General features: G+C 61.0%; 23 protein-coding genes and 2 tRNA genes. 14 read left to right on the top strand and 11 right to left on the bottom strand.

Going from position 1 to position 21,823, the window contains the following annotated elements; genetic code table 11:
* Window positions 1-106: 106 nt before the first annotated feature.
* On the top strand, window positions 107-1,624 hold the full coding sequence (gene ppx, locus WJ35_RS05470; RefSeq protein ID WP_059537697.1) for an exopolyphosphatase: 1,518 nt from the start codon (window positions 107-109) through the stop codon (window positions 1,622-1,624).
* A 65-nt stretch (window positions 1,625-1,689) separates the two neighbouring features.
* On the opposite strand, the gene WJ35_RS05465 is transcribed toward ppx, so the two are convergent.
* Window positions 1,690-2,124: a hypothetical protein gene (locus WJ35_RS05465; RefSeq protein WP_069238864.1), complete on the bottom strand. Its 435-nt coding sequence runs from the start codon at window positions 2,122-2,124 to the stop codon at window positions 1,690-1,692.
* A gap of 142 nt (window positions 2,125-2,266) precedes the next feature.
* A tRNA-Pro gene (locus WJ35_RS05460) sits at window positions 2,267-2,343 on the bottom strand.
* Window positions 2,344-2,446: 103 nt separating this feature from the next.
* Here WJ35_RS05460 and sixA point away from each other — a divergent pair.
* Together sixA and WJ35_RS05450 are read left to right on the top strand one after the other, a co-directional pair.
* Complete coding sequence (gene sixA / locus WJ35_RS05455) at window positions 2,447-2,908, top strand: phosphohistidine phosphatase SixA (RefSeq protein ID WP_060231031.1); 462 nt, start codon at window positions 2,447-2,449, stop codon at window positions 2,906-2,908.
* A 149-nt stretch (window positions 2,909-3,057) separates the two neighbouring features.
* A complete protein-coding gene (locus WJ35_RS05450; RefSeq protein ID WP_010092640.1) occupies window positions 3,058-3,864 on the top strand; it encodes a GNAT family N-acetyltransferase in 807 nt (268 codons plus the stop codon).
* A gap of 228 nt (window positions 3,865-4,092) precedes the next feature.
* Here WJ35_RS05450 and WJ35_RS31765 read toward each other — a convergent pair whose 3' ends face one another.
* Window positions 4,093-4,263 (bottom strand): hypothetical protein, encoded by a 171-nt coding sequence (locus WJ35_RS31765; RefSeq protein WP_174963998.1) that lies wholly within the window; start codon window positions 4,261-4,263, stop codon window positions 4,093-4,095.
* Between the two features lie 137 nt (window positions 4,264-4,400).
* On the opposite strand from WJ35_RS31765, the gene WJ35_RS31760 reads away from it, so the two are divergent.
* The gene (locus tag WJ35_RS31760; protein WP_010092638.1) at window positions 4,401-4,574 is read left to right on the top strand and encodes a hypothetical protein; all 174 of its coding nucleotides are present in this window, start codon (window positions 4,401-4,403) and stop codon (window positions 4,572-4,574) included.
* Window positions 4,575-4,577: 3 nt separating this feature from the next.
* Here WJ35_RS31760 and WJ35_RS05445 read toward each other — a convergent pair whose 3' ends face one another.
* Both WJ35_RS05445 and WJ35_RS05440 read right to left on the bottom strand, forming a co-directional pair.
* Window positions 4,578-5,957 (bottom strand): MATE family efflux transporter, encoded by a 1,380-nt coding sequence (locus WJ35_RS05445; protein ID WP_060231034.1) that lies wholly within the window; start codon window positions 5,955-5,957, stop codon window positions 4,578-4,580.
* A gap of 10 nt (window positions 5,958-5,967) precedes the next feature.
* Window positions 5,968-6,291 (bottom strand): DUF2288 domain-containing protein, encoded by a 324-nt coding sequence (locus WJ35_RS05440; RefSeq protein ID WP_059491409.1) that lies wholly within the window; start codon window positions 6,289-6,291, stop codon window positions 5,968-5,970.
* A gap of 645 nt (window positions 6,292-6,936) precedes the next feature.
* Between WJ35_RS05440 and WJ35_RS32510 the strand changes: the two genes are divergently transcribed.
* Window positions 6,937-7,062, top strand: coding sequence for a hypothetical protein (locus WJ35_RS32510; RefSeq protein ID WP_257785822.1), 126 nt, complete (start codon window positions 6,937-6,939; stop codon window positions 7,060-7,062).
* A gap of 78 nt (window positions 7,063-7,140) precedes the next feature.
* Here WJ35_RS32510 and WJ35_RS05435 read toward each other — a convergent pair whose 3' ends face one another.
* Window positions 7,141-7,845: a peptidoglycan DD-metalloendopeptidase family protein gene (locus WJ35_RS05435; protein ID WP_069238863.1), complete on the bottom strand. Its 705-nt coding sequence runs from the start codon at window positions 7,843-7,845 to the stop codon at window positions 7,141-7,143.
* Between the two features lie 131 nt (window positions 7,846-7,976).
* Window positions 7,977-8,888, bottom strand: coding sequence for an aldose epimerase (locus WJ35_RS05430; protein WP_069238862.1), 912 nt, complete (start codon window positions 8,886-8,888; stop codon window positions 7,977-7,979).
* Window positions 8,889-9,050: 162 nt separating this feature from the next.
* On the opposite strand from WJ35_RS05430, the gene WJ35_RS31755 reads away from it, so the two are divergent.
* From WJ35_RS31755 to WJ35_RS05410, 6 genes are all read left to right on the top strand, one after another.
* Complete coding sequence (locus WJ35_RS31755) at window positions 9,051-9,158, top strand: UDP pyrophosphate phosphatase (RefSeq protein WP_190972317.1); 108 nt, start codon at window positions 9,051-9,053, stop codon at window positions 9,156-9,158.
* 224 nt (window positions 9,159-9,382) lie between these two features.
* Window positions 9,383-10,213 carry an undecaprenyl-diphosphate phosphatase gene (locus tag WJ35_RS05425; protein WP_060231046.1) on the top strand — a complete coding sequence of 277 codons (831 nt, stop codon included), beginning with the start codon at window positions 9,383-9,385 and terminating at the stop codon, window positions 10,211-10,213.
* A 179-nt stretch (window positions 10,214-10,392) separates the two neighbouring features.
* Window positions 10,393-10,469: transfer RNA gene (locus WJ35_RS05420), tRNA-Arg, on the top strand.
* A gap of 512 nt (window positions 10,470-10,981) precedes the next feature.
* Entirely contained in the window at window positions 10,982-11,911 is a 930-nt protein-coding gene (locus WJ35_RS31055; RefSeq protein WP_155121868.1) for a hypothetical protein, read from the top strand.
* A gap of 212 nt (window positions 11,912-12,123) precedes the next feature.
* The gene (locus WJ35_RS05415) at window positions 12,124-13,941 is read left to right on the top strand and encodes a YfjI family protein (RefSeq protein ID WP_080484249.1); all 1,818 of its coding nucleotides are present in this window, start codon (window positions 12,124-12,126) and stop codon (window positions 13,939-13,941) included.
* 750 nt (window positions 13,942-14,691) lie between these two features.
* Window positions 14,692-15,903, top strand: a complete 1,212-nt coding sequence (locus WJ35_RS05410) for an inovirus-type Gp2 protein (RefSeq protein WP_069238860.1) — start codon at window positions 14,692-14,694, stop codon at window positions 15,901-15,903.
* Window positions 15,904-15,952: 49 nt separating this feature from the next.
* Here WJ35_RS05410 and WJ35_RS29600 read toward each other — a convergent pair whose 3' ends face one another.
* Window positions 15,953-16,294 (bottom strand): H-NS histone family protein, encoded by a 342-nt coding sequence (locus WJ35_RS29600; RefSeq protein WP_080484248.1) that lies wholly within the window; start codon window positions 16,292-16,294, stop codon window positions 15,953-15,955.
* Between the two features lie 591 nt (window positions 16,295-16,885).
* On the opposite strand from WJ35_RS29600, the gene WJ35_RS05400 reads away from it, so the two are divergent.
* Window positions 16,886-17,656: a hypothetical protein gene (locus WJ35_RS05400; protein WP_069238858.1), complete on the top strand. Its 771-nt coding sequence runs from the start codon at window positions 16,886-16,888 to the stop codon at window positions 17,654-17,656.
* A 34-nt stretch (window positions 17,657-17,690) separates the two neighbouring features.
* Here WJ35_RS05400 and WJ35_RS05395 read toward each other — a convergent pair whose 3' ends face one another.
* A complete protein-coding gene (locus tag WJ35_RS05395; protein WP_059889310.1) occupies window positions 17,691-19,229 on the bottom strand; it encodes an IS3-like element ISBmu11 family transposase in 1,539 nt (512 codons plus the stop codon).
* Window positions 19,230-19,320: 91 nt separating this feature from the next.
* Between WJ35_RS05395 and WJ35_RS31050 the strand changes: the two genes are divergently transcribed.
* On the top strand, window positions 19,321-19,518 hold the full coding sequence (locus WJ35_RS31050) for a hypothetical protein (protein ID WP_069246205.1): 198 nt from the start codon (window positions 19,321-19,323) through the stop codon (window positions 19,516-19,518).
* Window positions 19,519-19,637: 119 nt separating this feature from the next.
* Window positions 19,638-20,645 carry a hypothetical protein gene (locus tag WJ35_RS05390; protein WP_155121867.1) on the top strand — a complete coding sequence of 336 codons (1,008 nt, stop codon included), beginning with the start codon at window positions 19,638-19,640 and terminating at the stop codon, window positions 20,643-20,645.
* Between the two features lie 165 nt (window positions 20,646-20,810).
* Here WJ35_RS05390 and WJ35_RS29595 read toward each other — a convergent pair whose 3' ends face one another.
* Entirely contained in the window at window positions 20,811-21,314 is a 504-nt protein-coding gene (locus WJ35_RS29595; RefSeq protein ID WP_080484247.1) for a DUF6933 domain-containing protein, read from the bottom strand.
* Window positions 21,315-21,342: 28 nt separating this feature from the next.
* Window positions 21,343-21,669 (bottom strand): H-NS family nucleoid-associated regulatory protein, encoded by a 327-nt coding sequence (locus tag WJ35_RS05385; RefSeq protein ID WP_069239407.1) that lies wholly within the window; start codon window positions 21,667-21,669, stop codon window positions 21,343-21,345.
* Window positions 21,670-21,823: the final 154 nt, after the last annotated feature.

The raw sequence follows: 21,823 nt of genomic DNA, 5'->3' as shown, positions 1-21,823 counted from the left end.
CCGGCGAACGTGACACCGGCACGCGTTCCACGCTTAAAATGTCGCCTTTGAATCACTGCATCGCGGCGGCGGTTGCCGCCGGTGCATGCGCACGGAGCCCCTTCTGATGGTTACGACCCCCCACTTGCTGGCTGCCGTGGATCTCGGCTCGAACAGCTTCCGGCTGATCGTCGGGCGCATCGAGGAGACGCCGGCGGGCAGCCAGATCTATCCTGTCGACGCGCTGCGCGAGCCGGTGCGGCTCGCAGCGGGCCTGTCGAGCGACAAGATGCTCGATCGCGCGTCGCAGGAGCGTGGCTGGGAGGCCCTCAAGCGATTCGGCGAACGGCTGCGCGATTTCCATCCGGATCACGTGCGTGCGGTCGCGACCAACACGCTGCGCGTCGCGAAGAACGCGGGCGAATTTCTCGTCGAGGCCGAAGCGGCGCTCGGCTTCCCGATCGAGGTGATCGCGGGCCGCGAAGAGGCGCGCCTGATCTATGCGGGCGCCGCGCATTCGGTGCCGGCGAGCGCCGGCAAGCGGCTCGTCGTCGACATCGGCGGCGGCTCGACCGAATTCATCATCGGCTCGCACTACACGCCGCTCGTGATGGAAAGCCTGTACATCGGCTGCGTGAGCCACAGCCGCGCGTTCTTCCCGGCCGGCAACGTCGACGAATACACGATGCGGCAGGCCGAGCTCGCCGCGAAGCGCGAGATCCAGATCATCTCGGGCGAGTACAAGAAGGCGGGGTGGGACCAGGCGATCGGCTCGTCGGGCACCGCGCGCGCGCTCGCGGAGCTCGTCGAGGCGAACGGCTTCAACGATCCCGGCGTGTCGCACGGGATTTCGCGCGGCGGGCTGGAGCGCCTGAAGCGCGCGCTGATCAAGTCCGAGAACGTCAACCGGCTGAAGCTCGTCGCGCTGAAGCCCGACCGCGTGCCGGTGCTCGCGGGCGGGCTGGCGATCATGCTCGCGGTGTTCGAGGAGCTCGGCATCGACTACGTCGACACGACCGACGGCGCGCTGCGCCTCGGCGTGCTGTACGACCTGCTCGGCCGCGCGCAGCACGAGGACATGCGCGCGGTGACCGTCGAGGGCTTCACGCGCCGCTACGGCGTGGATCGCGCGCAGGCCGAGCGGATCGCCGCGCTGGCGGTGCGCTTCTACGACCAGCTCGAGGACGAGCCGGACGACGAGCGCCGCGAGGAAAGCCGGATGTTCCTCGGCTGGGCGGCGGCGCTGCACGAGATCGGCCTGTCGATTTCGCACAGCGCGTATCACAAGCATTCCGCTTACATCGCGAGCAACGCGGACATGCCGGGTTTCTCGCGCACCGACCAGGCGCGGCTCGCCGCGCTCGTGCTCGGCCATGCGGGCAAGCTCGGCAAGCTGTCGCAGGCGCGCGAGGTCGAATGGCCGCTGCTGTTCTGCCTGCGGCTGGCCGCGCTGCTGTGCCGGCGCCGCACGGATGCGGGGCTGCCGGACATTTCGGTCACCCAGATGAAGAAGGGCGGCTACGAAGTGCGCCTGCCGGGCGCGTGGGTCGAGCAGAATCCGCTGACCGACTACAGCCTCAGCCAGGAGGCGGCGGAATGGGAGAAGGTCGGCATCCCGTATCGCGTCGTCTATACCGGCGCTTGATGCGTTCGGCGTTCGCGCGTGGGCGGGCGGCGCGTTTGCGCGCGCCCGGATTCTGCGCGACTCGCTCAGTCAGAGCACACGATCGCCGTCAGGAACGGGAACGCCTGCTTGACGGTCGCGTCGCTGCCCGCCTTGCGCACGGCCGCCTCGACCGAGCTCTTCATGCCCTTGACCACGACCCCGTATGCCCATTCGCCGATCGGCGTGCCGCTGCCCTGGCGGAAGATCGGGTCGTTCGCCTGGTAGCCGAGCACGACGTAGACGCCGAAGCCGTAGGCGGTCAGTTCGTGCTCGGTGTGGAACGCGTTGACCGAATTCGACTCGACGTGCATCGGCTCCCGCTCGATATCGCCGGCGGCGAGCAGCGGCGCGACGAACTTGTGGCCGTTGGAATGACAGTCGAGCGCATCGTCGAGCGATTTGCCGGGTGCGGCGTTGCACGATGCGGCGAACGCGAGCAGCGCGCCGAAGAGGGCGGTTTTGAAAATTGGGTCGTTCATGCGCGGTTGCGAGTTTGATCACGGATATTATCGCGTGGTGTCGCAAGATTCGTGCGTGGGCTGGCGCCGGTGAAAACCGGTCGCTACTGCGCAAAAAGAAAAAGGGGTTACACGCTTTTGGCATGTAACCCCTTGATTCCTTTGGTCGGAGCGATAGGATTCGAACCTACGACCCTCTGATCCCAAATCAGATGCGCTACCAGGCTGCGCTACGCTCCGACGAGCCAAAGATTCTATCGTTGAATAGCGTGCCAGGTCAATCGCACGATGCATGTTCGAGTGCCGTGGTGGTGCAAACCCGTCACGCACCGCGGAGAAAACCATGATGAACCTGATCCTGTGGCGCCACGCCGAGGCCGAAGACTACGCGGCGAGCGACCTCGCGCGCCAGCTGACCGCGCGCGGGCGCAAGGAGGCGCAGGCGATGGCGAAATGGCTGCGCGGCCGGCTGGAAGCCGGCAGCGTGATCCTCGCGAGCCCGGCGGCGCGCACCGTGCAGACGGTCGAGGCGCTGACCGACCAGTACCGGACCGTCGACGCGCTCGCGCCCGGCGCGGACGTCGACGACGTGCTCGCGGCGGCCGGCTGGCCCGACGGCATCGCGCCGACGGTGGTGATCGTCGGCCACCAGCCGACGCTCGGCAGCGTCGCCGCGCAGCTGGTGGCCGGCAGTGACGACAGCTGGAGCATCAAGAAAGGCGGCATCGTATGGCTCGCGAGCCGCACGCGCAACGGCAACCGGCAGGCGGTGCTGCGCGCCGTCTTGACGCCGGATCTGGTTTGAAGGGTTTGATCATACGTTTTCGCAAGCTTTCTGCTAAAGTCAGTTCGGCGACACGTCACTGAACGGACACGGACTTGCCACGTAACGGTCACAGCCGGTTACTAAATTGGCGGGCATGTCGTCTTATTCCTTACGATCAGGAAAGCCTAATGCGAGAACTGCCGACGCCTACGCTCCCCTTTGCCTCGCTGCCCCTCGACTCGGCGCGGCGCCACCTGCCGCGCGCCGCTGAAACCGTCACGGCGGAGTTCCGCCTGCGCGCCGCTTGGGCGCGCACGGAAGACGAGCTGCGCGAGGCCCAGCGCCTGCGCTACAGCGTGTTCGCCGAAGAGATGGGCGCGCAGGTCAGCGGTCCCGCCGGTCTCGACGTGGATCCTTTCGACGCCTATTGCGACCACCTGCTGGTTCGCGACCTCGACACCCTGAAGGTCGTCGGCACGTATCGCGTGCTGCCGCCGCACGAGGCCGCCCGTGTCGGCCGCCTGTACGCGGAAGGGGAATTCGACCTGTCGCGCCTGACGCACCTGCGCGGCAAGATGGTCGAGGTCGGCCGCTCGTGCGTGCATAGCGACTATCGCAGCGGCGCGGTCATCATGGCGCTCTGGGGCGGCCTCGGCGCGTACATGATGCAGAACGGCTATGAGACGATGCTCGGCTGCGCGAGCGTGTCGATGGCCGACGGCGGCCACTACGCGGCGAACCTGTACCAGTCGCTGCCGGCCAGCGCACTGACCGATCCCGAATATCGCGCGTTCCCGCACACGGCGCTGCCGGTCGACGAGCTGCAGACCGGCGTCGCCGTTGCGCCGCCGCCGCTGATCAAGGGCTACCTGCGGCTCGGCGCGAAGATCTGCGGCGCACCCGCCTGGGATCCGGACTTCAACTGCGCGGATTTCCTGACGCTGTTCCGCCTGTCCGACATAAACGCGCGCTACGCCCGCCACTTCCTGGGCTGAGCATCGATCGGACGTGCGCCCGCGCGGGGTGCGCACACATGAACGCCGCCGGCGGCAGACCGCACGGCGGCGTTCGTTCGTTTGTCCGCTTGTCCTTTCAGCGCAAGTGACGGCGAATCCGGCTCCCCATTGTTTTGCGCGACACAGCCCACCCTCCGTGCCCAAACGGCACGGTGCAGGACGACCTCGCTTCCGCGCAGGTCGAGACGGGAAGGGCGGCGGGACGGCTTAGTGCTTGCGCCGCCAGTCGAGCAGGTGGTGCTCCGCCATCCAGTGGTGGATCATGCCCTCGCCGCCGTGAGTGCGCTTGTATTCGCGCGCCTCGAAGTACGACAGGGCGACCAGCACCATCAGGCCGATGAACAGGCCGATCAGGCCGGCGATTTCCTCAGACGACATGGCAGCCTCCTTTCAACGGCACAGCGCCATCAGTACATAGTAGGACATGCGCGTCGCCACTTCGAAGGCGGAAATCCGTTAGACTCGCCCGACCCGAGCGCGCCGCAGGCGCGCGTTCCTTTCCGGAGCAAGACCTGATGACCCGTTTCGTGCTGGCCGTGCTGGCCGCATCGATCCTCGCCGGCTGCGCGAGCGACCCCCGCCAGGCCCGCCGCGGCCACCCGCCGCAGGACCCGGCCGATTATCACGGCGTGCCGACCGACATGACGCCGCCGTCGATGCTGGCCGAGCCGCCGTCCGCGACGCAGTAACGCCTATGCGGCGGATGTCGGCGCCGCCCGCGCGTCGCCGCCGATCCGCGCCGACAAGCCGGGCAGGTAGCGCGCGAGCGTCGCGCCGCGCGCGGCCATGAACAGCAGCAGCGCGAGCCAGAGCCCGTGATTGCCGAACGGGCCGACGAGGGTGAGCGCGGCGGCGGCGAACACCGCGAACGACACGACCATTGCGCGCAGCAGCGCACGGGTCTGCGTCGCGCCGATGAACACGCCGTCGAGCAGGAATCCCCACACGGACACGACGGGCGAGAGCGCGGCCCACGGCAGATAGCGATCCGCGACCGCGCGGATTGCCGCCTGGTCGGTCAGGCGCGCGACGATCCAGCCGCCCGCCGTCCAGTAGACGAGCGTGAACGCCAGCGCGCCGAGCGCGGACCAGAACAGCGTGACGCGGACCGCCTGCCGGAACGCCGCGCGATCGCGCGCACCGGCCGCCGCGCCGACGAGCGCTTCGGCCGCATGCGCGAAGCCGTCGAGGCCGTACGCCATGAAGGTCTGGAAGTTGAGCAGCAGTGCGTTCGCCGCCAGCGTCGCGTCGCCCTGTTGCGCACCGAGGTGCGCGAACCAGCCGAACGCGGTCAGCAGGCACAGCGTGCGGATGAAGATGTCGCGATTCAATGCGATGAGGCGCACGAGCGCGGCGCGGTCGATGAGCGCACGCGCGGCGAGCGGCGGCAGGCCGCGCGGCCGCAGCCGCCACAGCATCCACGCGCCGAGCGCGAAGCCGCACGCGTCCGCGGTGGCGGTCGCGGCGCCGATGCCGGCGATGCCCCAGTCGAAGCCGTACACGTACAGCAGCACCGCGCCGATGTTCACCGCGTTGATGAACACCTGCGCGACGAGCGCGAGCCGGACCCGCTGCACCCCGAGCAGGTAGCCGAGCACGACGTAGTTCGCGAGCGCGAACGGGGCGCTCCAGATCCGCGCGTGGCCGTACGTCAGCGCCGTGGCGCGCACCGCGTCGCTGCCGCCCAGCGCGGTGAGCGCAATCGACAGCAGCGGCGCCTGCAGCGCCAGCACCGCGGCGCCGAGCGCGAACGCGGCGATCAGTGCGCGCAGCAGGTTCAGCCGGATGCCGTTGTCGTCGCGCGCGCCGTGCGCCTGCGCGACGAGGCCCGTCGTGCCCATCCGCAGGAAGCCGAAGCCCCAGAACACGAAATTGAAGACCAGCCCGCCGAGCGTGACGCCGCCGAGATACTGCGCGCCGTCGAGGTGGCCGGCAACGGCCGTGTCGACCGCGCCGAGAATCGGCTGGGTCAGGTTCGCGAGGACGATCGGGAAAGCGAGCGCGAGCAAGCGCCGATGCGACACATCGGTCGGGTGTGCGCCGGCCGCGGGCGACAAGGCGGAGTCGGGCATGGCGAACGCGTCAGGCGCGTTCCTGCACGCAGATCCACGGCGAGACGACGACCGCCCACAGTTCCGGATTGCGCGCCGCGTAGTCCTGCGCGGTGTCCGCCTCCATGCGGGCGACGTGGCCGGCGGCGAGCCAGCGGGTGACCTGTTCCTTGTCGTCGCTGGCGATCGCCTCGGCGACGCTCACGAGATCGAGATCGCGGGCGACGGCAAGCAGCTTGCCCTGCGCGAAGAAACGCTCCAGATCGCACCAGTCGATCTTCGCGGTTTCGCCGAGGAGTTTGACGTAGAGCGGGCTATGCGATGCGCCCGCAGCGGATTCGTGTTCGGAGGACATCGGTGTTCGGGAGAAAGGCTGCGTGGCGCCACTATAAACCATCCGGGCTATCGGGCGACCGGCTGGCCGTCGCGGCACGGCCGTGCTGCTGGCGTGCGTTGCATGGCGAGGGATGCGCGAGCGTGTCGTCGCCAACATCGCCGGGGTTCGGCGGCGCGATGAACGCCTTCACGATGTCGGTAGCTGTCCCGCCCTGGGGCACGCCGACCATGACCGCGGGCCGATGCGGTAACCGCCGGTCGCGATTGCTTCGTCGTCGCGGCCGACGAAGCGCACGGCGCGCACGGAGCCGTTCGCGCGACGGTTAGAAACCTTCCTCAGTTCGCCGAGCGCGGTGCGTGTCACGTTGCCGTGGGATGTTTGTTGAGTCGGCGCGAGCCGTCCGCCGTCGCTCACGCGGCAATCGCGGCGCGGCTGGAACCCTCGTGCTGAAGTGGCTGAGCGGCCTTTTTGGGCGGTCGGCTGCACGCGGTATCGCGGGTCGCGTCGAGGTCTGCCGAAGCAACCGTCGGCGCGCTTACATCATTGATTCACGCGACCGAAACCACAATGGCGACTGTGGATAGGGAATGTTCGGACTCGTGCGACGGGGCAGTTCAGTGCACGATTTCTCAATGACGCATAAGATCACGACAAAACAGTGATGTGACCAAGGATATGCTTCTGATAGCTGCGGGGTTCAGCCTGATCGGAATCGGGGCGCTGGTGATGTTTGCGAGCCGTGTCGATCCGTTGTCCGGCCGTTTCATCGGTCGTCTGCGCAAGCGCTGACACAACCTTTCGGATTGCCCTCGCGACGACATGCGATGCATGCCGGCATCTCATGTCGTCCGTCGGCGGCCCGCGCGTTCAGCGCGCGGGCAGGTAGCGTGCGGGGTCGATCGAACGGCCGCCGTAGCGCAGTTCGAAATGCAGCGCGACGCGATCGCTGTCGGTGTTGCCCATCTCGGCGATCGTCTGCCCTTGCGTCACCGACTGGCCTTCCTTCACGAGCAGTGCGCGATTGTGCGCGTACGCGGTCAGGTAATCCGCGTTGTGCTTGAGGATGATCAGGTTGCCGTAGCCGCGCAGCCCGTTCCCCGCGTAGACGACGACACCCGGCGCCGCCGCGTTCACCGCCGTGCCCGCCGAGTTGGCGATGTCGATTCCCTTGGACTTCGCGCCGTCGAAGGTGCGCACCACGTTGCCGGCGGCCGGCCAGATCAGCGCGATGCTGGTGGCCGGCTTCACGGGCGATTGGACCGGTGCGGACGGCGCCGGGCGGCTGCGTCCCGCGCTGCCGGTGCCGACGCTCGCCGACGACGTTGTCGCGGTCGTCGTGCCGGGCGGCGGCGCGACGCGCAACACCTGGCCGACTTCGATCGCATCCGGGTTCGAGATCTGGTTCCAGCGCGCGATGCTTTGCACCGACTGGCGGTTGTCGCGCGCGATCTTGTAGAGCGTGTCGCCGCGCTCGACGCGGTAGAACCCGGGGCCGACCGGCGCGGAGCCGCAGGCGGCGAGCAGGGCGGCGAACGACGCCGCGATGAATCGCTTCGTGGTTGTTCCGAACATTGAACCTCGCAAAACCCTGCCGCGCGCGGGCGCGGCAGGTGACACAAAACGTCAGATTTTAACGGGTTCGATCGGCCCGCCGCAGTTTCTGGCCGTAGTCGGCCGGCATGGCCGGCCCGGCGCCGGCGATGTCAGCCGGCGTGCGGCAGCACGCGAATGCGCAGCGTGGCCGTTTCGGTCGCGCCGGGCGCGAGCATGCGCAGCCCGAGCCCGTTGTGGATGGCGTCGGGCAGGCCGAGCCACGGCTCGACACAGTAGAAGTCCGATTCCGGCTTCTCCGTCCAGGTCGTGACCGCGTACCACGGGATCGAGCCCGGCACGTCGAGCGCGATCTCGATCGTGCGGCGGCGGCCCGGCATCACGATCCGCACGGGGACGGACGGCGCGCCGTCGAGGCAGTGGAAGCGGTCGAGGATCTCCGGATCTCCGAGGCTGTAGGACGATTGGCCCGGCTCCGCCGCGCTGATCGAGCCGTCGGCCAGTTGCATGCGGCGTTGCGTCGGCGGCAGTTCGAGCGTCGTCTGGGCGCGCTCCGCGTGCGGCAGCGCGAAGTAGAAGTGATGGCCCGCGTAGTACGGCAGCGGCGCGTCGCCGCGGTTGGTCGTCGTCAGCGCGACGTCGAGCGTGTGCGAATCGACGAGGCGGTAGGTCGCTTCGAAACGGAAGTCGAACGGGTAGCCCGCCTTGAGCGCGTCGTTCGCGTCGAGCGTCATCGCGAGCGCCGTGCCGTCGGCGGACGGCTGCGCCGCGAACGGCAGGTCACGCGCGAAGCCGTGCATCGGCAGGTCGCGGACCACGCCCGACGCGTCGCGCCAGCGGCCGAGTTCGCCGTCGACGCGGTGCCGGCCGAGAAACGGGAACAGCAGCGGATTGCCGCCGCGCACGCGCGCGAGCTGGCTCCAGTCCGCGGTGTCCGGCCAGAAGATGACGGGTTCGCCGTCGACGTGCCACGACAGCAGCCGTCCGCCGAATTGCGGGGCGATCCGGACGAGCGAGTTGCCGGCGTGGAGTTCGTGAATCTCGTGTTGCTGGAAGATCGGCATGGAGAATCGGGAGTGGACGGGGTTGGAAGACGGGCTGCCGCACGGCGGCGCGCTCCATTATCGGCCGCGCGGGCGTCGGGGAAAACCCTTCTGGGGAAATTGCGAGCTTTGCAATGCGTCAAGCGTCCGGATAATGGCCTGCACCGGTCATGTTGCCGGGTCATGACACTTCGAGGAGGGGCCATGGATCTGGCAATGGCAATGGGTATCGCCCTGTTTGGGATGTTCACCGGCAGCACGGTGCTGTTTTTCTACCAGCTCGGCCGCTGACGGCAAAATCTGCCGAATTTCGTCAGCCCGCCATTCAGATGGCGGGCTTTTTGCTTTCTGATTGCTTACGAATTGCAAGCGTTTGTATGCATCGCAGCAATATCCTGCCAAATGCCTTGGCGCAGTAATGTGTGCTCGGCATAATCGGGGCCGCGCTTCCGGGCGGCCCACCGCGTCGTCCGGAATTCCTTTCCGCTTTTGATCTGTTTTTAGAGGACCGACGCGTGAGTCTCTCGTTTCTGGCATTCCTGAGCGTCCTGCAGGGCGTGACCGAACTCTTTCCCGTCAGCAGTCTCGGCCATACGTTGCTCGTGCCGGCGTTGTTCGGCATGCATATCGACAAGCACGCGCCGCAGTTGCTGCCGTTTCTCGTCGCGCTGCACCTCGGCACCGCGCTGGCGCTGCTGTGGTATTTCCGTACGCGCTGGATCGAGCTGATCCGCGGCTTCTTCGCGTCGCTCGGCGGGCGCAAGAACGATGAGGGGCACCTGATGTGGGCGCTCATCATCGGCACGATTCCGACGGGGCTCGTCGGCCTGCTGCTCGAGAAGCGCATCGAGCGCGTGTTTCACGATCTGCGGATCGTCGCGATCGCGCTGATCGTCAACGGCGCGCTGCTGTGGATCGGCGATCGCATCCAGCGCAGTCGCGCGCATCAGGCGCCCGAGAAGCTGACGTTCAAGCAGGCGTTTTTCGTGGGGCTTGCGCAGGTGGGCGCGCTGATTCCGGGTTTTTCGCGCAGCGGCCTGACGATGATCGCCGGCAACGCGGCGGGGCTGACCGCGGAGAAGGCGGCGGAATTCTCGTTCCTGCTCGGCACGCCGATCATTTTCGCTGCGGGCGTGCTCGAGCTGCCGAAGCTGTTTCATGCACGCGACCAGCTTGCCGACGCGCTGCTCGGCGGCGTGCTGACGGCGGTTGCGGCCTACCTGAGCGTGCGTTTCCTGATGCGCTATTTCGAAGGGCGCGGGCGGCTGGCGTCGTTCGGCATGTATTGCGCGATCGCGGGGGTGTTCTGTCTCGGCTGGTTCATGTTCCATCCGCAGCCGGTTTGATGGTTGCTGCACCGGTCTGGCGTGATGTGTCGCGATGATCGGGTATAATTTCGGGCTCGGCTTCATGCCGGGCCCGTTTCGTTTCGGGGCTTCGAGTGGGTGGTTCTGGTATGGCTCGAAGCGCCTGTGCGTTGCATGCGGCCTGGGTTGTGTTTGTGTCGCCGTGTCTTTTCTCTCGACCGCCCTTAGCTCAGTTGGATAGAGCAACGGCCTTCTAAGCCGTAGGTCACACGTTCGAATCGTGTAGGGCGGGCCAATGAAATCAATAAGTTAAGTGGTGTGTTGGCGCGGATATGCAGGCTCTTGCATTTTCGTGTAGGTGTCGTGTAGGCATTTCTGGTCTATCTCGATCCATTCCGATCTCAGTCGTTCACTCGGTTCAGCGACGTCCACTATGTGGCCGGAGCCGGGAGCGGCCTTCTCAGTGTCGTCGCGCAGATTGGGGGGGGCACAAACTATCTGCGATCGCCCAGAAGCACTATTGGCGCGGGCCGCGCGATTCGCTTCGTATAGACCGAGTGTGGATGCTGGAACAGCCGGATACTGGTATCTAGGTCGATGCGGATTGAATGCCTGTAGGTGTTGCCTGCACTGAGCATCGTCGGTCATCAGCGCACGTCGCGATAGAATTGGGTCGTCACGGCGACAGCCGATGGCACCGACAACTACCGCGCGACACGGGTTATGGCCAACAGGATGTTGCAACAAGAAAGCATTGCTGCCGGATGGCGGTTTTATGCCGTCGAGTTGCGGACAAGAGGTGCATGAATGTCTCTCTTCCGCAACTTCATTTCACTGAGTGATGTAATCGGTGTTGTCGCGAACAGCATTGCCGTCGATGACATCAATCTCGACTCGAGGGCGCACTGTGCCGGGTTCGATGACGACGCGGGTGCCTTCGAAAACAGATTCGAGACCGCGTCGAAGAGGCGACTCTATCAAACGTCCCGGGCCGCTGAACGACTCGGAGCAGCCATCGCGAATACAGCGAATGGCCAACGTCTACGCTGGTTTGATGTGACGTTGGGCAACGGAGATATGTACTGGCAAAGCGCGGCGGCTTGCAACGAGGGACTGACGTTGCTTGCAGATATGGCGAAGTGGGTGCGCGCAGCTGAAGAAGCGCAGCGCAGGCATGCCCGCCTCGCTGGATCGAGATGGGCGGAGCCGGCACAGGAACCAGCGCGTTTTCTCGACCTGCCGACCTTGCCTCGCATACGGCTCATCGGTTTCGATCCCGACGAACTCGTCGATTTTCTTCTGGACCAGCAAATCCCGAATTCCCTGGTAGTGCCGCTACCCGGAGTCTCGTCTGTCGTACCTAATAGCCGCTCACTTCTGGGCGTATCCGCTGGTGTAATGGCCGATCCAATTGTCGCCGGCGACGAGTCGATGGCGCCGTCAGCGTTGAAGAGCGGGAAAGGGACGAGGGCGAAGAGCGCTGGTCCACGGTCTCCAATGAAGATGCCCGAGAACCGCGACTACCTGTCGACAGAGGAATTTGCTGCGGTGATGGGGGTTCAGCCGAACACCATCCTTAAAGCCCGTCACAAGCTCGGGCACTATTGTGGAATCCGTGCACTCAAGTTGCCGGAAAGCCGCTTACTCCGTTGGCCAGCGGCGGATATTAAGGCTGTGCTAGCTACAAGAGTGCCGTCCCCTGCAAGCACGGATAAAGACAAATGGCGTAGTGAGTAGATCTAGACAGCTGTGTATAAGGTGACCAACGGAGCACCAGTATTGGAAGAATACTGGTCTGCGAACGGTGTGGAAAAGCGGAAAGCTCCCTGAGTTAATGGTCGCCGTGCGTTTCGAGAGGACACTCGAGAGAGCACGGAGTATTGTGGGGTGCAAGTTAAGCATTGACCTGCAAGCGCTGCTGTTCATACACAGCTAACTTCTAATAGCACATGAATAACGAAAACGATTGCCCCGGATATAGGGAAGAATACACTGCTGAGTCTGCACCGCCTGCTTCTGCGGCGGTTGCAAGTGAACTTGACGACGTGGAACTGGTGGATAGTGCTTCTTCTCCGGCAGCGGCGAACGGGCAAGAGCCGGTCGAACGCCGGAGCCGGGCCAAGTTTCCCGAATTCGAACCCGAAGATGAGACGTTTCCATGGCAGGTACTGCCAGAGACCATTCGAGGTGCCGTTATCGAGATTTGCAGGAACGATAAGGTTGCTGTGCCGATTGCCGTACAGGCCGTCATATCGGCCGTATCTCTCTCATGTCAGGACCTGATCTGGATAGATCGTGGCATTGGCGAGAAATCGGTGTGCTCGCTCTATATGTTGTCTGTTACAGATACTGGGGCGCGAAAGTCGCGGGCAGACGGCACCGTAACATCCGCCATCGAAGTCTACGACAGGGAGAAACGCGCCGAATACACTGCACGAATTGAAGAGGGGGCGTATCTATCGAAGGAGAGGCGGCGAACTATCGCGGAACTGGAGAAGGATTCTCGCGCGTGGCGGCGGCAGATACGCACGCTGACCATTCGCGGGCAGAAGGATGACAACAATACAGTCGAGGGCGCCAAGGCAGAACTCGAAGAAGTTGAGCATAGGCTTGCAGAGCTCCGCCGGGAAGAATCTGGATACCGTGAGCCTCGCCTGCAGCGAGTGCTCTATTCCAAGATCCCGATTCGTCAGCTGGAGCAAAGCCTGGCTGAGAACTGGCCATCTGCCGGTCTGTTTTCAGATGAAGCCGCTGGTATCCTGAATGCCCGTGGCGAATCAGACATGTCGAGTCTCGACAAACTTTGGGAAGGCAAGGCTATCGATGTTGTCGGACGTACTGCCCGGGAAAGCTTCTTTATCGAAGACCCGCGTCTCACTATGTCGCTAATGGTGCAGCCGATCGTATTTGACCGCTTCCTCGAGCGGAAGGGGGAATTGGCGAAGGGGATCGGCTTCATGTCGCGCGTTCTACTTTCGAGGCCAGACACACCATACGGAAAAAGGACGGTTGATACTTCGGTGCCAAGATTGACTGAGTGGACCGAGTTGTTCAACAACCGCGTTCGCGCACTTCTTTCTCACGGCCATTCCGACATCGCTCTGCGTTCTCGGGGGCGGAAAACGCTCTATTTCTCGCAGACGGCGCAACAGGCATGGGAGAAGGATTTCAACGAGATGGAACGGGCGACGGCAGATGATGGGAAGCTGGTCTATGAGCGGGAGTTCGTCAACCGCTATGGTGAGCACGTCGCGCGTCTTGCTGCGCTATTTCATTTCTTCGAGCGCGGGAAGCCGGACAGCGCGAGCAGGCCCGACGATGCAGCCGAAAGGGAAATACCCGAGGCGACGGTGACTTCGGCGATCAGGGTGGTGGAGTGGTATCTGAACGAATTCAAGAGGGTGTTCAATCCTGAAGTGGCAATGCGCGAGATGGCGCGCTATGTTCTCAAGCGATTGAAGCAGATGCTGGATGAGAAGAACGGCGGGCAGCTTCGGGAGCCTTTGGGAATAGGCCTAGATCACACGAATTGCCGAATTCCTTATCACGAGCTGCGTGCGCGTTGTCCGCGTTACGGCTTGAAGAAGACGGAGAAATTTGATCAAGTCGTCAAGTGGCTGGAGGGGCGTGGAAACATTGCGATTAGGGAAAAGAATGCTCGACAGGCCGGGGCGGGAAAGCAGGAGCCGAAGTCTGTCGAGATCAAATACACCTTCAAGGATTGGCGCGGAGGCGGGAAAAAATACGCATTTCATTTCGACCTCTAATGGTCGGGTGGCCCGTGGGACGGTTGGGTGGGCCATCCCTGAGGAAGGCATGGCAAGACCATGACACGTGCGCTGAACTTTTCGGCCCAAAATAAAAAAATAAGATGCGCGCATGTGAAAATATCGCCTTTTTCGCCTTTTCGAGCGGAAAAGGCGGTTTTTTTGACGGACGACGGGTAGATATTGTTTGACAAACACAGCTGGGCGGACTCACTTAGTCGTACGGTGAGCTATCCCTTCAACCCTTGACTAGGTCGGTGGCGGAACGCCTGCATCCACGTTCGGTGCAAAACGCTAACTTGGCGACGTTGAATAGTGCTTCGAAACCAATGGTTCCGGGTATTCCGGTCAATCCACGCATGTACTCCGGCTGTCTCTGCTGACTCTCTATTGCGGATCAATCGTTGTTAGTCCGTAAAGTTAATGGCCAATGGCAAGCTGGCGTCAGAGACTATTGCATATCCGTGTTGGCCTATATCCATCGCTGCTTCTCTTCTTCGATCCTCCGTCAATAGAGGAGGGATCCTGCTATCTTCTTTCCCTATAGCCTTTCTTCGGGAATCATCCCTACCCGCGTGCCGGGCACCCCTCCTGGGAGTGCCCCTATGTCGTTCCCATCGACCGTTCAAGTTACCGTAAAAAAATACTGACCCTGTCCATGATACGACGAGTAAGCCGGTCAGTATCCGCGCGTCTCTCGTCAGTGTGGCAAATTGGTCTGAAAATGAATCAGGTATTGAGGGAAGAGCGATGATTAAGGATGGGATGGTGGATAATGAATACGGCGACGAGGATGTGTGGTCAATGGAGCCCTATGAGGCTCTGATGTTCGCGGAGCAAGATGGCGACGTGGTTGCTACTCGGATAGCCAACGAGACCTCGATAGCGAGCGACGTGAGCTATATCACGAGCGTCGTGAAAAGACTTCTGATAACCAAGCGGTCGCTATTGAGGCTGATACCAGTTGCAGCGATTCATCCGAGAAGGCCGAACACAAAGGTCGTCGAGGCGACGAGTGGTGGAGAATGCTTTCTCAGATGCCTTCAAATGGACCTGGAGCGTATCATCGACAGGTATCCTGACATTGGGAGGTTCAATCGCTATTTCGGTATCTTCTACGACGCAGTCATGCGCGATGTGCCCCTGGCCAATGACTCAATGCCACTCGCTACTGCGGCAAGGTCGGAATGGTTGCCTTTTGGAGATAGGGATTTTTTCTCCGACGATGTGCTTGAGTTATTCGTCAAGTATTCGAATCAGGCGATAGAGCGAATTCGACAAGAGGGGGGCGATGAAGCATTTCAGAATTGGTTGCTCAGAATTCAGAGGCAGCCCAGGGAGAATGAAGAACGCCTTCTATCTTTGATTGACGCCTGCCTGAGTGTCAACCACCACCTCCTCGTACTAAGATTCGATCTCGGGTACAGTCAATTCTATTGTGATCGTACCTTGGCTGGTGAGCAGGCAGTTTCATACGAGGAGATGCGGGAGCATAGAGTGGCGCTCCGTCGCTTCCTTAAACGGCATTTGAAGAATCGCCTGCCAGCGGGAGCGTGCAAAGGACTGGCATTCGCAATCAAGATGGAGTTCGGTCTCGACAAGCAGCATCACTTCCACGTTATCGTGATCCTCAATGGCAACGTCGTTCGCAAGGACGTTGGTATCACAGAGATGATCTGCAACTACTGGAAATCGGAGATCACGAAGGGAAAAGGCGGGGCTTGCAACTGTAATCAACGAACCTATCAAAAAAGAGGGATTGGTTCGATTAGACGTGGCGAGCATGAGAAGCTGAAAGTGCTGAGAGAGACTGTAGTGCCTTACATTGCGAAGGCAGACTTCTACGGGAAGATGGCGAAGCCGGATTCACACCGGACGTTTTGGCCGAGTCATCCACCAAAGATAGAGGCGATTCCGAAGGGGAGGAAGAGAATGGCAATCAACAGGGTCGAGCTACAATAACCGGGGACTGCGCCGATGCGGAGGGCGCTACGTTGCGCCCTTCCGCCAATTATTGCTCGATGAGGTATTGCTTTCGAGCTTCTTTATCCGCGGGGATCCAGCCAGGTGGCTTGCCATGACCCGTCCACGTCGCGTCTGTATCGGGGTGCCGATATTTTGGCTTGCCGGGTGTGCCTTTTGATGCTTTGGATGCTGATGCTTTACTCACCTTGCCAGAGCGGGCAAATGTTAGCTCGGTCGGCGCAATGCCATGCTTCGCGATAAGCTCGTTGAGTTGGGCGACGATTGCACTTCTCTCCTGCCTGCGCTGAGCCTCCGCGGCTTTTCGCGCTTCTTCCAACTGCCGTTCGAGCTCCTCGACCTTGGCGTCCAGTTCTGCACTCGTTGTCATCTGATCTATCGATTGAATGTTGAATGGAAAGAGGATGATATTCTAATGTAAAAAGATTCCGCGTGGGACGTAGTTGCGAGCCGCTTACGGAGGAGGTGGATTGGAGTTGATCTTATTGCACTCCACAACTCGATAGAACGTTGCAGAGTGCGGCATTGCTGCTTTCAGATCATCATCGCCGGCTTTCATGCGAAAAAAGGACGCTCTGGAAATTTGAGTTGAACGGTGTAGCCAATGCTGTCCCGACATTTGCGAGAGTAAGCACGTGCGCCTTTCGGTACAGAGTCGCAGCGGAAATTTGGGGTGAAGTCTCGTTCATAGGCCGCTCTCATCATCGGGTAGGACGATTGTTGTCCCTGCGTCGCGAAGGATGACGGCCAGATGATTCGAGTCAAGCCGACGCCGAAGGAATGGACACTGACGACGGGAAGGTTATTCGCCCATACGAGCGCTAGCAAGTCGCTGCGGTAGGAATTTGTTTGAAGCGAACTTGATGTTCATAGAGCGCTCTAATGTCGACCGCAGTCAACTTGTTGCGGGCGCAACGCCGACTATCGGCGTTCAATATGTTCGGGGTGACGTGGAGGTGCGATGCGTATCAGGATGGCGACGGCGCTTGATGCGCGTGGTCAAGAATGGGAGGCGGAGACTTACTCGAAAGGCAAGGGCGTCGAGCCGTTGCGGTGCCTGAATTGTTCCGCAGGAGTCACTTTCCAGAGCGCATATACGTGTGAGCGGCACAACAAGAGTATCAAGGTCGATGCGTATTTTCGTCTCCTGAAAGAGCATGAACACGCCGATAGTTGCCCCCATGCAATCGAAGGAAAAATCAAGAAGGTCGTCACGCCATCGGAAGGGCTGATCGAGGCGTTGCAAGAGGGGAAGTATCGTCTCCGTTTGATGATGATTGCTGAGGCGCTATCGGCGGCGGGAAAGCCCGCCACATCGTCACCGGCCGGTGCGGCTCGTGGAGGCGGAGCGGTTTATCAGCGCAAGTCTGGAAAGTTGCCCGCCTACATCAATTCCGCAAAGAACGTGCTACTGCTTCGAGCCGCGTGCGACGATGACCAGAACATCGCGGAGTACCTGGATCTGGTATTCGAGGGGAATACCGTGGTGCCGTGGTCATCGTTCTACTTCGAGGCGGAACGGTACATGGAAGCGTATCGGGCAGTGTTGCTTCAAACAGTCAAGCATCCGATCGCGCTGCACGGTGTGGTTGAATCGAAGCGGAGTCCGATCGTCAACGGGCGACCGAAAGGCGTAATAAATCTCCATATTCCGAAGTATGGAGATGATGCCGGCGACGAGTCGCACGGCATAAGCGTTGAGGCTAGCATGTTGATGTCCACGCAGAACTGACCCACCGGGGATGCGGCTATTTTCTTGGACTGATTTACGTTGCTAACCCGAGGCTTTCACGGTACTCGATGGGGCTGAGATAGCCAAGGGAGCCCTTGATCCGTTTCTCGTTGTACCAGCGAACGTAGGCGTCCAGTACCTCAACGAACTCCGCGATGGTCGTCGAACGCCAGTCTCCTGTATAGAACATCTCAGTCTTTAGCCTGCCGAAGAATCCCTCACAGGCCGCGTTGTCCGGTGAACAGGCTTTACGCGACATGGAGGGGATCAGCTTAGCCTTCGCAACCCGCGATAGCCAGCCAGGCCAACGGTAGTGGCCACCCCGATCGGAATGCACGATCGGCGTCTCGTCGTCCTCGGTCACGGTCTCAATAGCCGCATCTAGCATGGAATTCACGAGCTCTGCGTCGGGGCTTGTGCCAATCGACCAGCTGACTACCATCCCATCGAAGCAGTCGATCATGGGCGATAGATATACCTTCCCCGCAGGAATCTGGAACTCGGAAATATCCGTCACCCACTTTTCGTTGGGGGCGTTCGCGTGGAAATCGCGATTGATGATGTTATCTGGGGCAGGGCTGATTTCCCCGATATAAGAGCGATATCGGCGCCGCTTGGGCCTTGCTGCGTGGAGGCCGCCTTGTTTCATGAGGCGACGCACGACTTTCTCCGATAGAAACACTCGTTGCCTGCTAAGCGCTGCTTGCACCCGACGATAGCCGTAGGATCGGTGATTGTCCTCGAAGATCTCTGCAACGGTACGACGGACATCTGCATATTTGTCGGCAACCCGTATGGGCGATCGATGATAAAAATAGGAGCTGCGCGCCAGGTCCAACCGCTCAAGCAGCTCAGTCAAACCGTATTCTTCTCTCAGGGCGTCAACCAGCTTCGTCTTCTCCCGATTGCTCAGGAGTGGCAGGTCGACGCCCAGGTCTTTTTTTACGAGTTCATTCGCCTTCTTCAACAGGTCGTGTTCAAGCTTCAGATTGCGAATGTCGCGCCGGAGCTCTTCGACCTGCCGCTCCAGTTCGTCCCGATCCGTCTCTGATGGTGATCCCTTGTCGCGCTTCATGGATGCAGGGGCCCCTCGGCCGAGTAACTGGTTTTTCCAGTTGTACAGCGACACCCTGTCGACGTCCAGCTTTTGCGCCACCGCCTGTGCACTTCCTTCCCGTGTGCACAGTTCGTACACCGCGAGCTGCCTGGTCGCCAATGACACGGCCGGTCGGCCTGCCTTGCCAACCACGCGTTTCCTGGTTTCCGGATAGCGCTCGCGAACCCACGCCGTCAGTATCTGGCGACAGGGATAGCCTAATGCCCTGAGGGTGAAGCTGAAGCTGCGCCCGTGATTGACGTAATGCTCAAGTGCCAGGTTCTTCTGTTCTTCTGAGTACTTTGGCTTTACGCGAACATACTCTTTCTGCAGATCGCCACTCTTCTCGAATTCCTCGCACCACGCCTTGAGAGAATTCTTCGTCGGGTAACCCAACTGGCGGATTGTCGCCTTGACGCGCTTTCCGAGTTTCAGGTACAGCTCGACCGCCCGAACGCGGTCTTCGTATGAATACATGGACTACCTCCAAAGTAGTCCAAGATTTTGTCCGCATCCCCGGTGGGTCAAGATTCGGTGAAAATCAACAGCTAGCATCTGGACCGATCACGTGGATTGGTTCGACGGCGTCGAGAAGGATTCAGAGGTCGTCGTGCTCGGTGTGTGGAAGACGAAGCCCGGAAAGCGTGAGCAGGCCGGTGAGCGAGGGAAATATCGTTTTTCCGACTTCACGAAACACAAGCTGAACCTGACGCTCTCACTGAAGGCACAGATTGCTCGTGTGTCGTCGTGCAGTAAGCCGAGTTGACATGAGGCAACGTGGCTCTGTGGCACAATCCGTCCGGGGTTGTACCAATCGAGAGCCTTTGTGCCGATGAGGAATCGCGCAGCACGAGTGCAGTGATCCCACGGGGAGGAGGAAGCGGGATGGATGGCGAAAAAAAAGTAACAATCGCAAGCGAAGCGGATGCGTTCGAACTCCTGCAATCTGCGGTAAGAAATGAGATAGGCGAGACTCCCCTACAGATTTCTTTCGAGGGTTGGCCTAAAATTGAAATTCGGCTGGTGGGCGAAGGCTACCACAGCACCATCACGCCTGACATTGCCGAAGGGATCGTCGAACTCCAGCGAGCGATCAATCGTGCCTATTCACGGCTCGCGCACGGCGCAACGGCTCGAAAACTTGCCGACGATGAAAAGGACCAGATCCGCCTGAAGGCGAAAGTTGAGGAAGGCAGTTCGCTTATTACTGCCGATCTCGGAAACTTCGCCGAGGCTCTAGCACGAGAGTTGGTTGCCAAAATGACGCCTGAGATGCTCGTGATTTCGGTTGTGGGTACCGCTGTGGTTGCTGGCGCGACCATCGCATACAAGTCGTTCCTGAAACATCGTAGCGAGGACAAGAAGGTTTCTGTCGAGATGGCGAACAAGCTCGCGATGAGCCAGGAAGAGACAAAGCGTCTGGAGGTCGTTACGCAAGCGCTGGCGCGAAACAATGATTTGAAGACGCTACAGGCTGACTTTGACGAGGTCCGCAACGGCTTTTTGCGAGGCGTTGGTGATGCCAAGTCGATGGCTGTCAATGACTTAGCGATCACGCACGACGATGCTAAGGTGGTCGCGATGGCTGCTCGCACGCCGTCTGAAGAAGCGCAGTTGAATGGTACCTACCACGTCATCGCGACAGATTTGAGTACACCTGACGTTGTTCGTCTGCGCATCAAACGCGTCCAGGACGGAATGGAATTTCACGCCACGTTCCAAGATAACAGCTTGGATCAAGCGCAGATCCTCCAGTTACAGCAGGCGGAATGGGGTCGCACAACGGTGTTCTTGAGCATTAACGCGACGATCCGCCGCGGAGAAGTCACGAAAGCGGCGGTGATCTCCGTTACGCCGCAGCCGGCCGCTGCGAACGATACTACTGCACTGTGAATGCACTCGTGCGTCAGCGACCTGTGAACTAGTCGTATAGCGCCAGCTAGCTCTTGGCGGCCGGTAGTGATTCGCCGGTCTTTTTTTGCCAGGAGCCGCCGGTGATCGGACACGCGAAGATGCACGACGAGTCGTCGAATCGGCGTTACTCGCAATCAAACCGATCTATCGCCCCGGTGTTGCACTTTCTGCGAAGCTCCGTATTCGTTGTGCTGGGCTGTCGTAACGTAATGGCTTACACGGTATGTCGGCGAGCCTCATGGAGATGTGGTGTAGATCCGGCTGCGCGCTTTGTTCTTCTTTCCAGGCAAGAGCGAGAAATGCGAATTCGTTGAGCGTTCCAACGACGCTTCGGTTGGCGGTCTTCGCAATCTTGCATTCGCGCATGTGCTGCATCTCGGCATCGACTATCGCGGCGTCCCATCCATGCGCTTGCAACACGGTTGCCAGTGCTTCCGGAAAACGAGCAGGCAGGGTCGCTGCTGGCGCGAGCGGCATGAGGATCGGCAAGAGCGTGCGTTCGTTGACGCAAAGGGCCACTTGAGGGCGCCAGAACAGCGCCGTGGCGTACCAATGGCCCAACATGGGCGCCGGCGTACTTTCCGGGTCGGAGATCGGATGGCGACCTAGGCGATCGAGTAGCTTGCGGGTACAGTGGAGGTGAAACATCGTGTCGAGACGTCGAGCCAGTGCATAGTCAGTGTCCTTCGGGCCACCAGGGTTTGGCAGCTTCCCGGATCAGGTAGTCATCGAGATTCTTGTCTTCAAGCCACTTTGGCCGCTTACCACGACCAGTCCAAGAATTCCCGCTGTTGGGATCGTAGTACATGGCGGGTGCCTTCTGACGCTTAGGTTTGACTAAGCCGGCGGCGCGCAGCAATTCAGTCTCGGTGATGTCGTATTCCTTGACGTATGCTGCAATTTGCTCGAGGGCGACATGTTTCTCTTTATGCTTGGCTTCTGCGAGCAGCAGATTAAGTTGGCCAAGTTGCTTTTGTAGATCTCGAATAGATTGATTGTTCATTTGCGTATGGTGGTGATCGATTTGCAGAAGTTGCTTCATTCGTGGAGACGCCCGGCAAGTCGAAATGATTGAGTTGAGCGAAGGTGATGCATAGCGCCATCCGAGAAATTTATTCGACTTTCTGCGGACATGGAGGGTAAGCTGCTTGCGCAGC

The organism is Burkholderia ubonensis (genome assembly GCF_001718695.1).
In the GTDB taxonomy this organism is placed as follows: domain Bacteria; phylum Pseudomonadota; class Gammaproteobacteria; order Burkholderiales; family Burkholderiaceae; genus Burkholderia; species Burkholderia ubonensis_B.
This window is presented reverse-complemented; position numbering and strand designations above follow the sequence as displayed.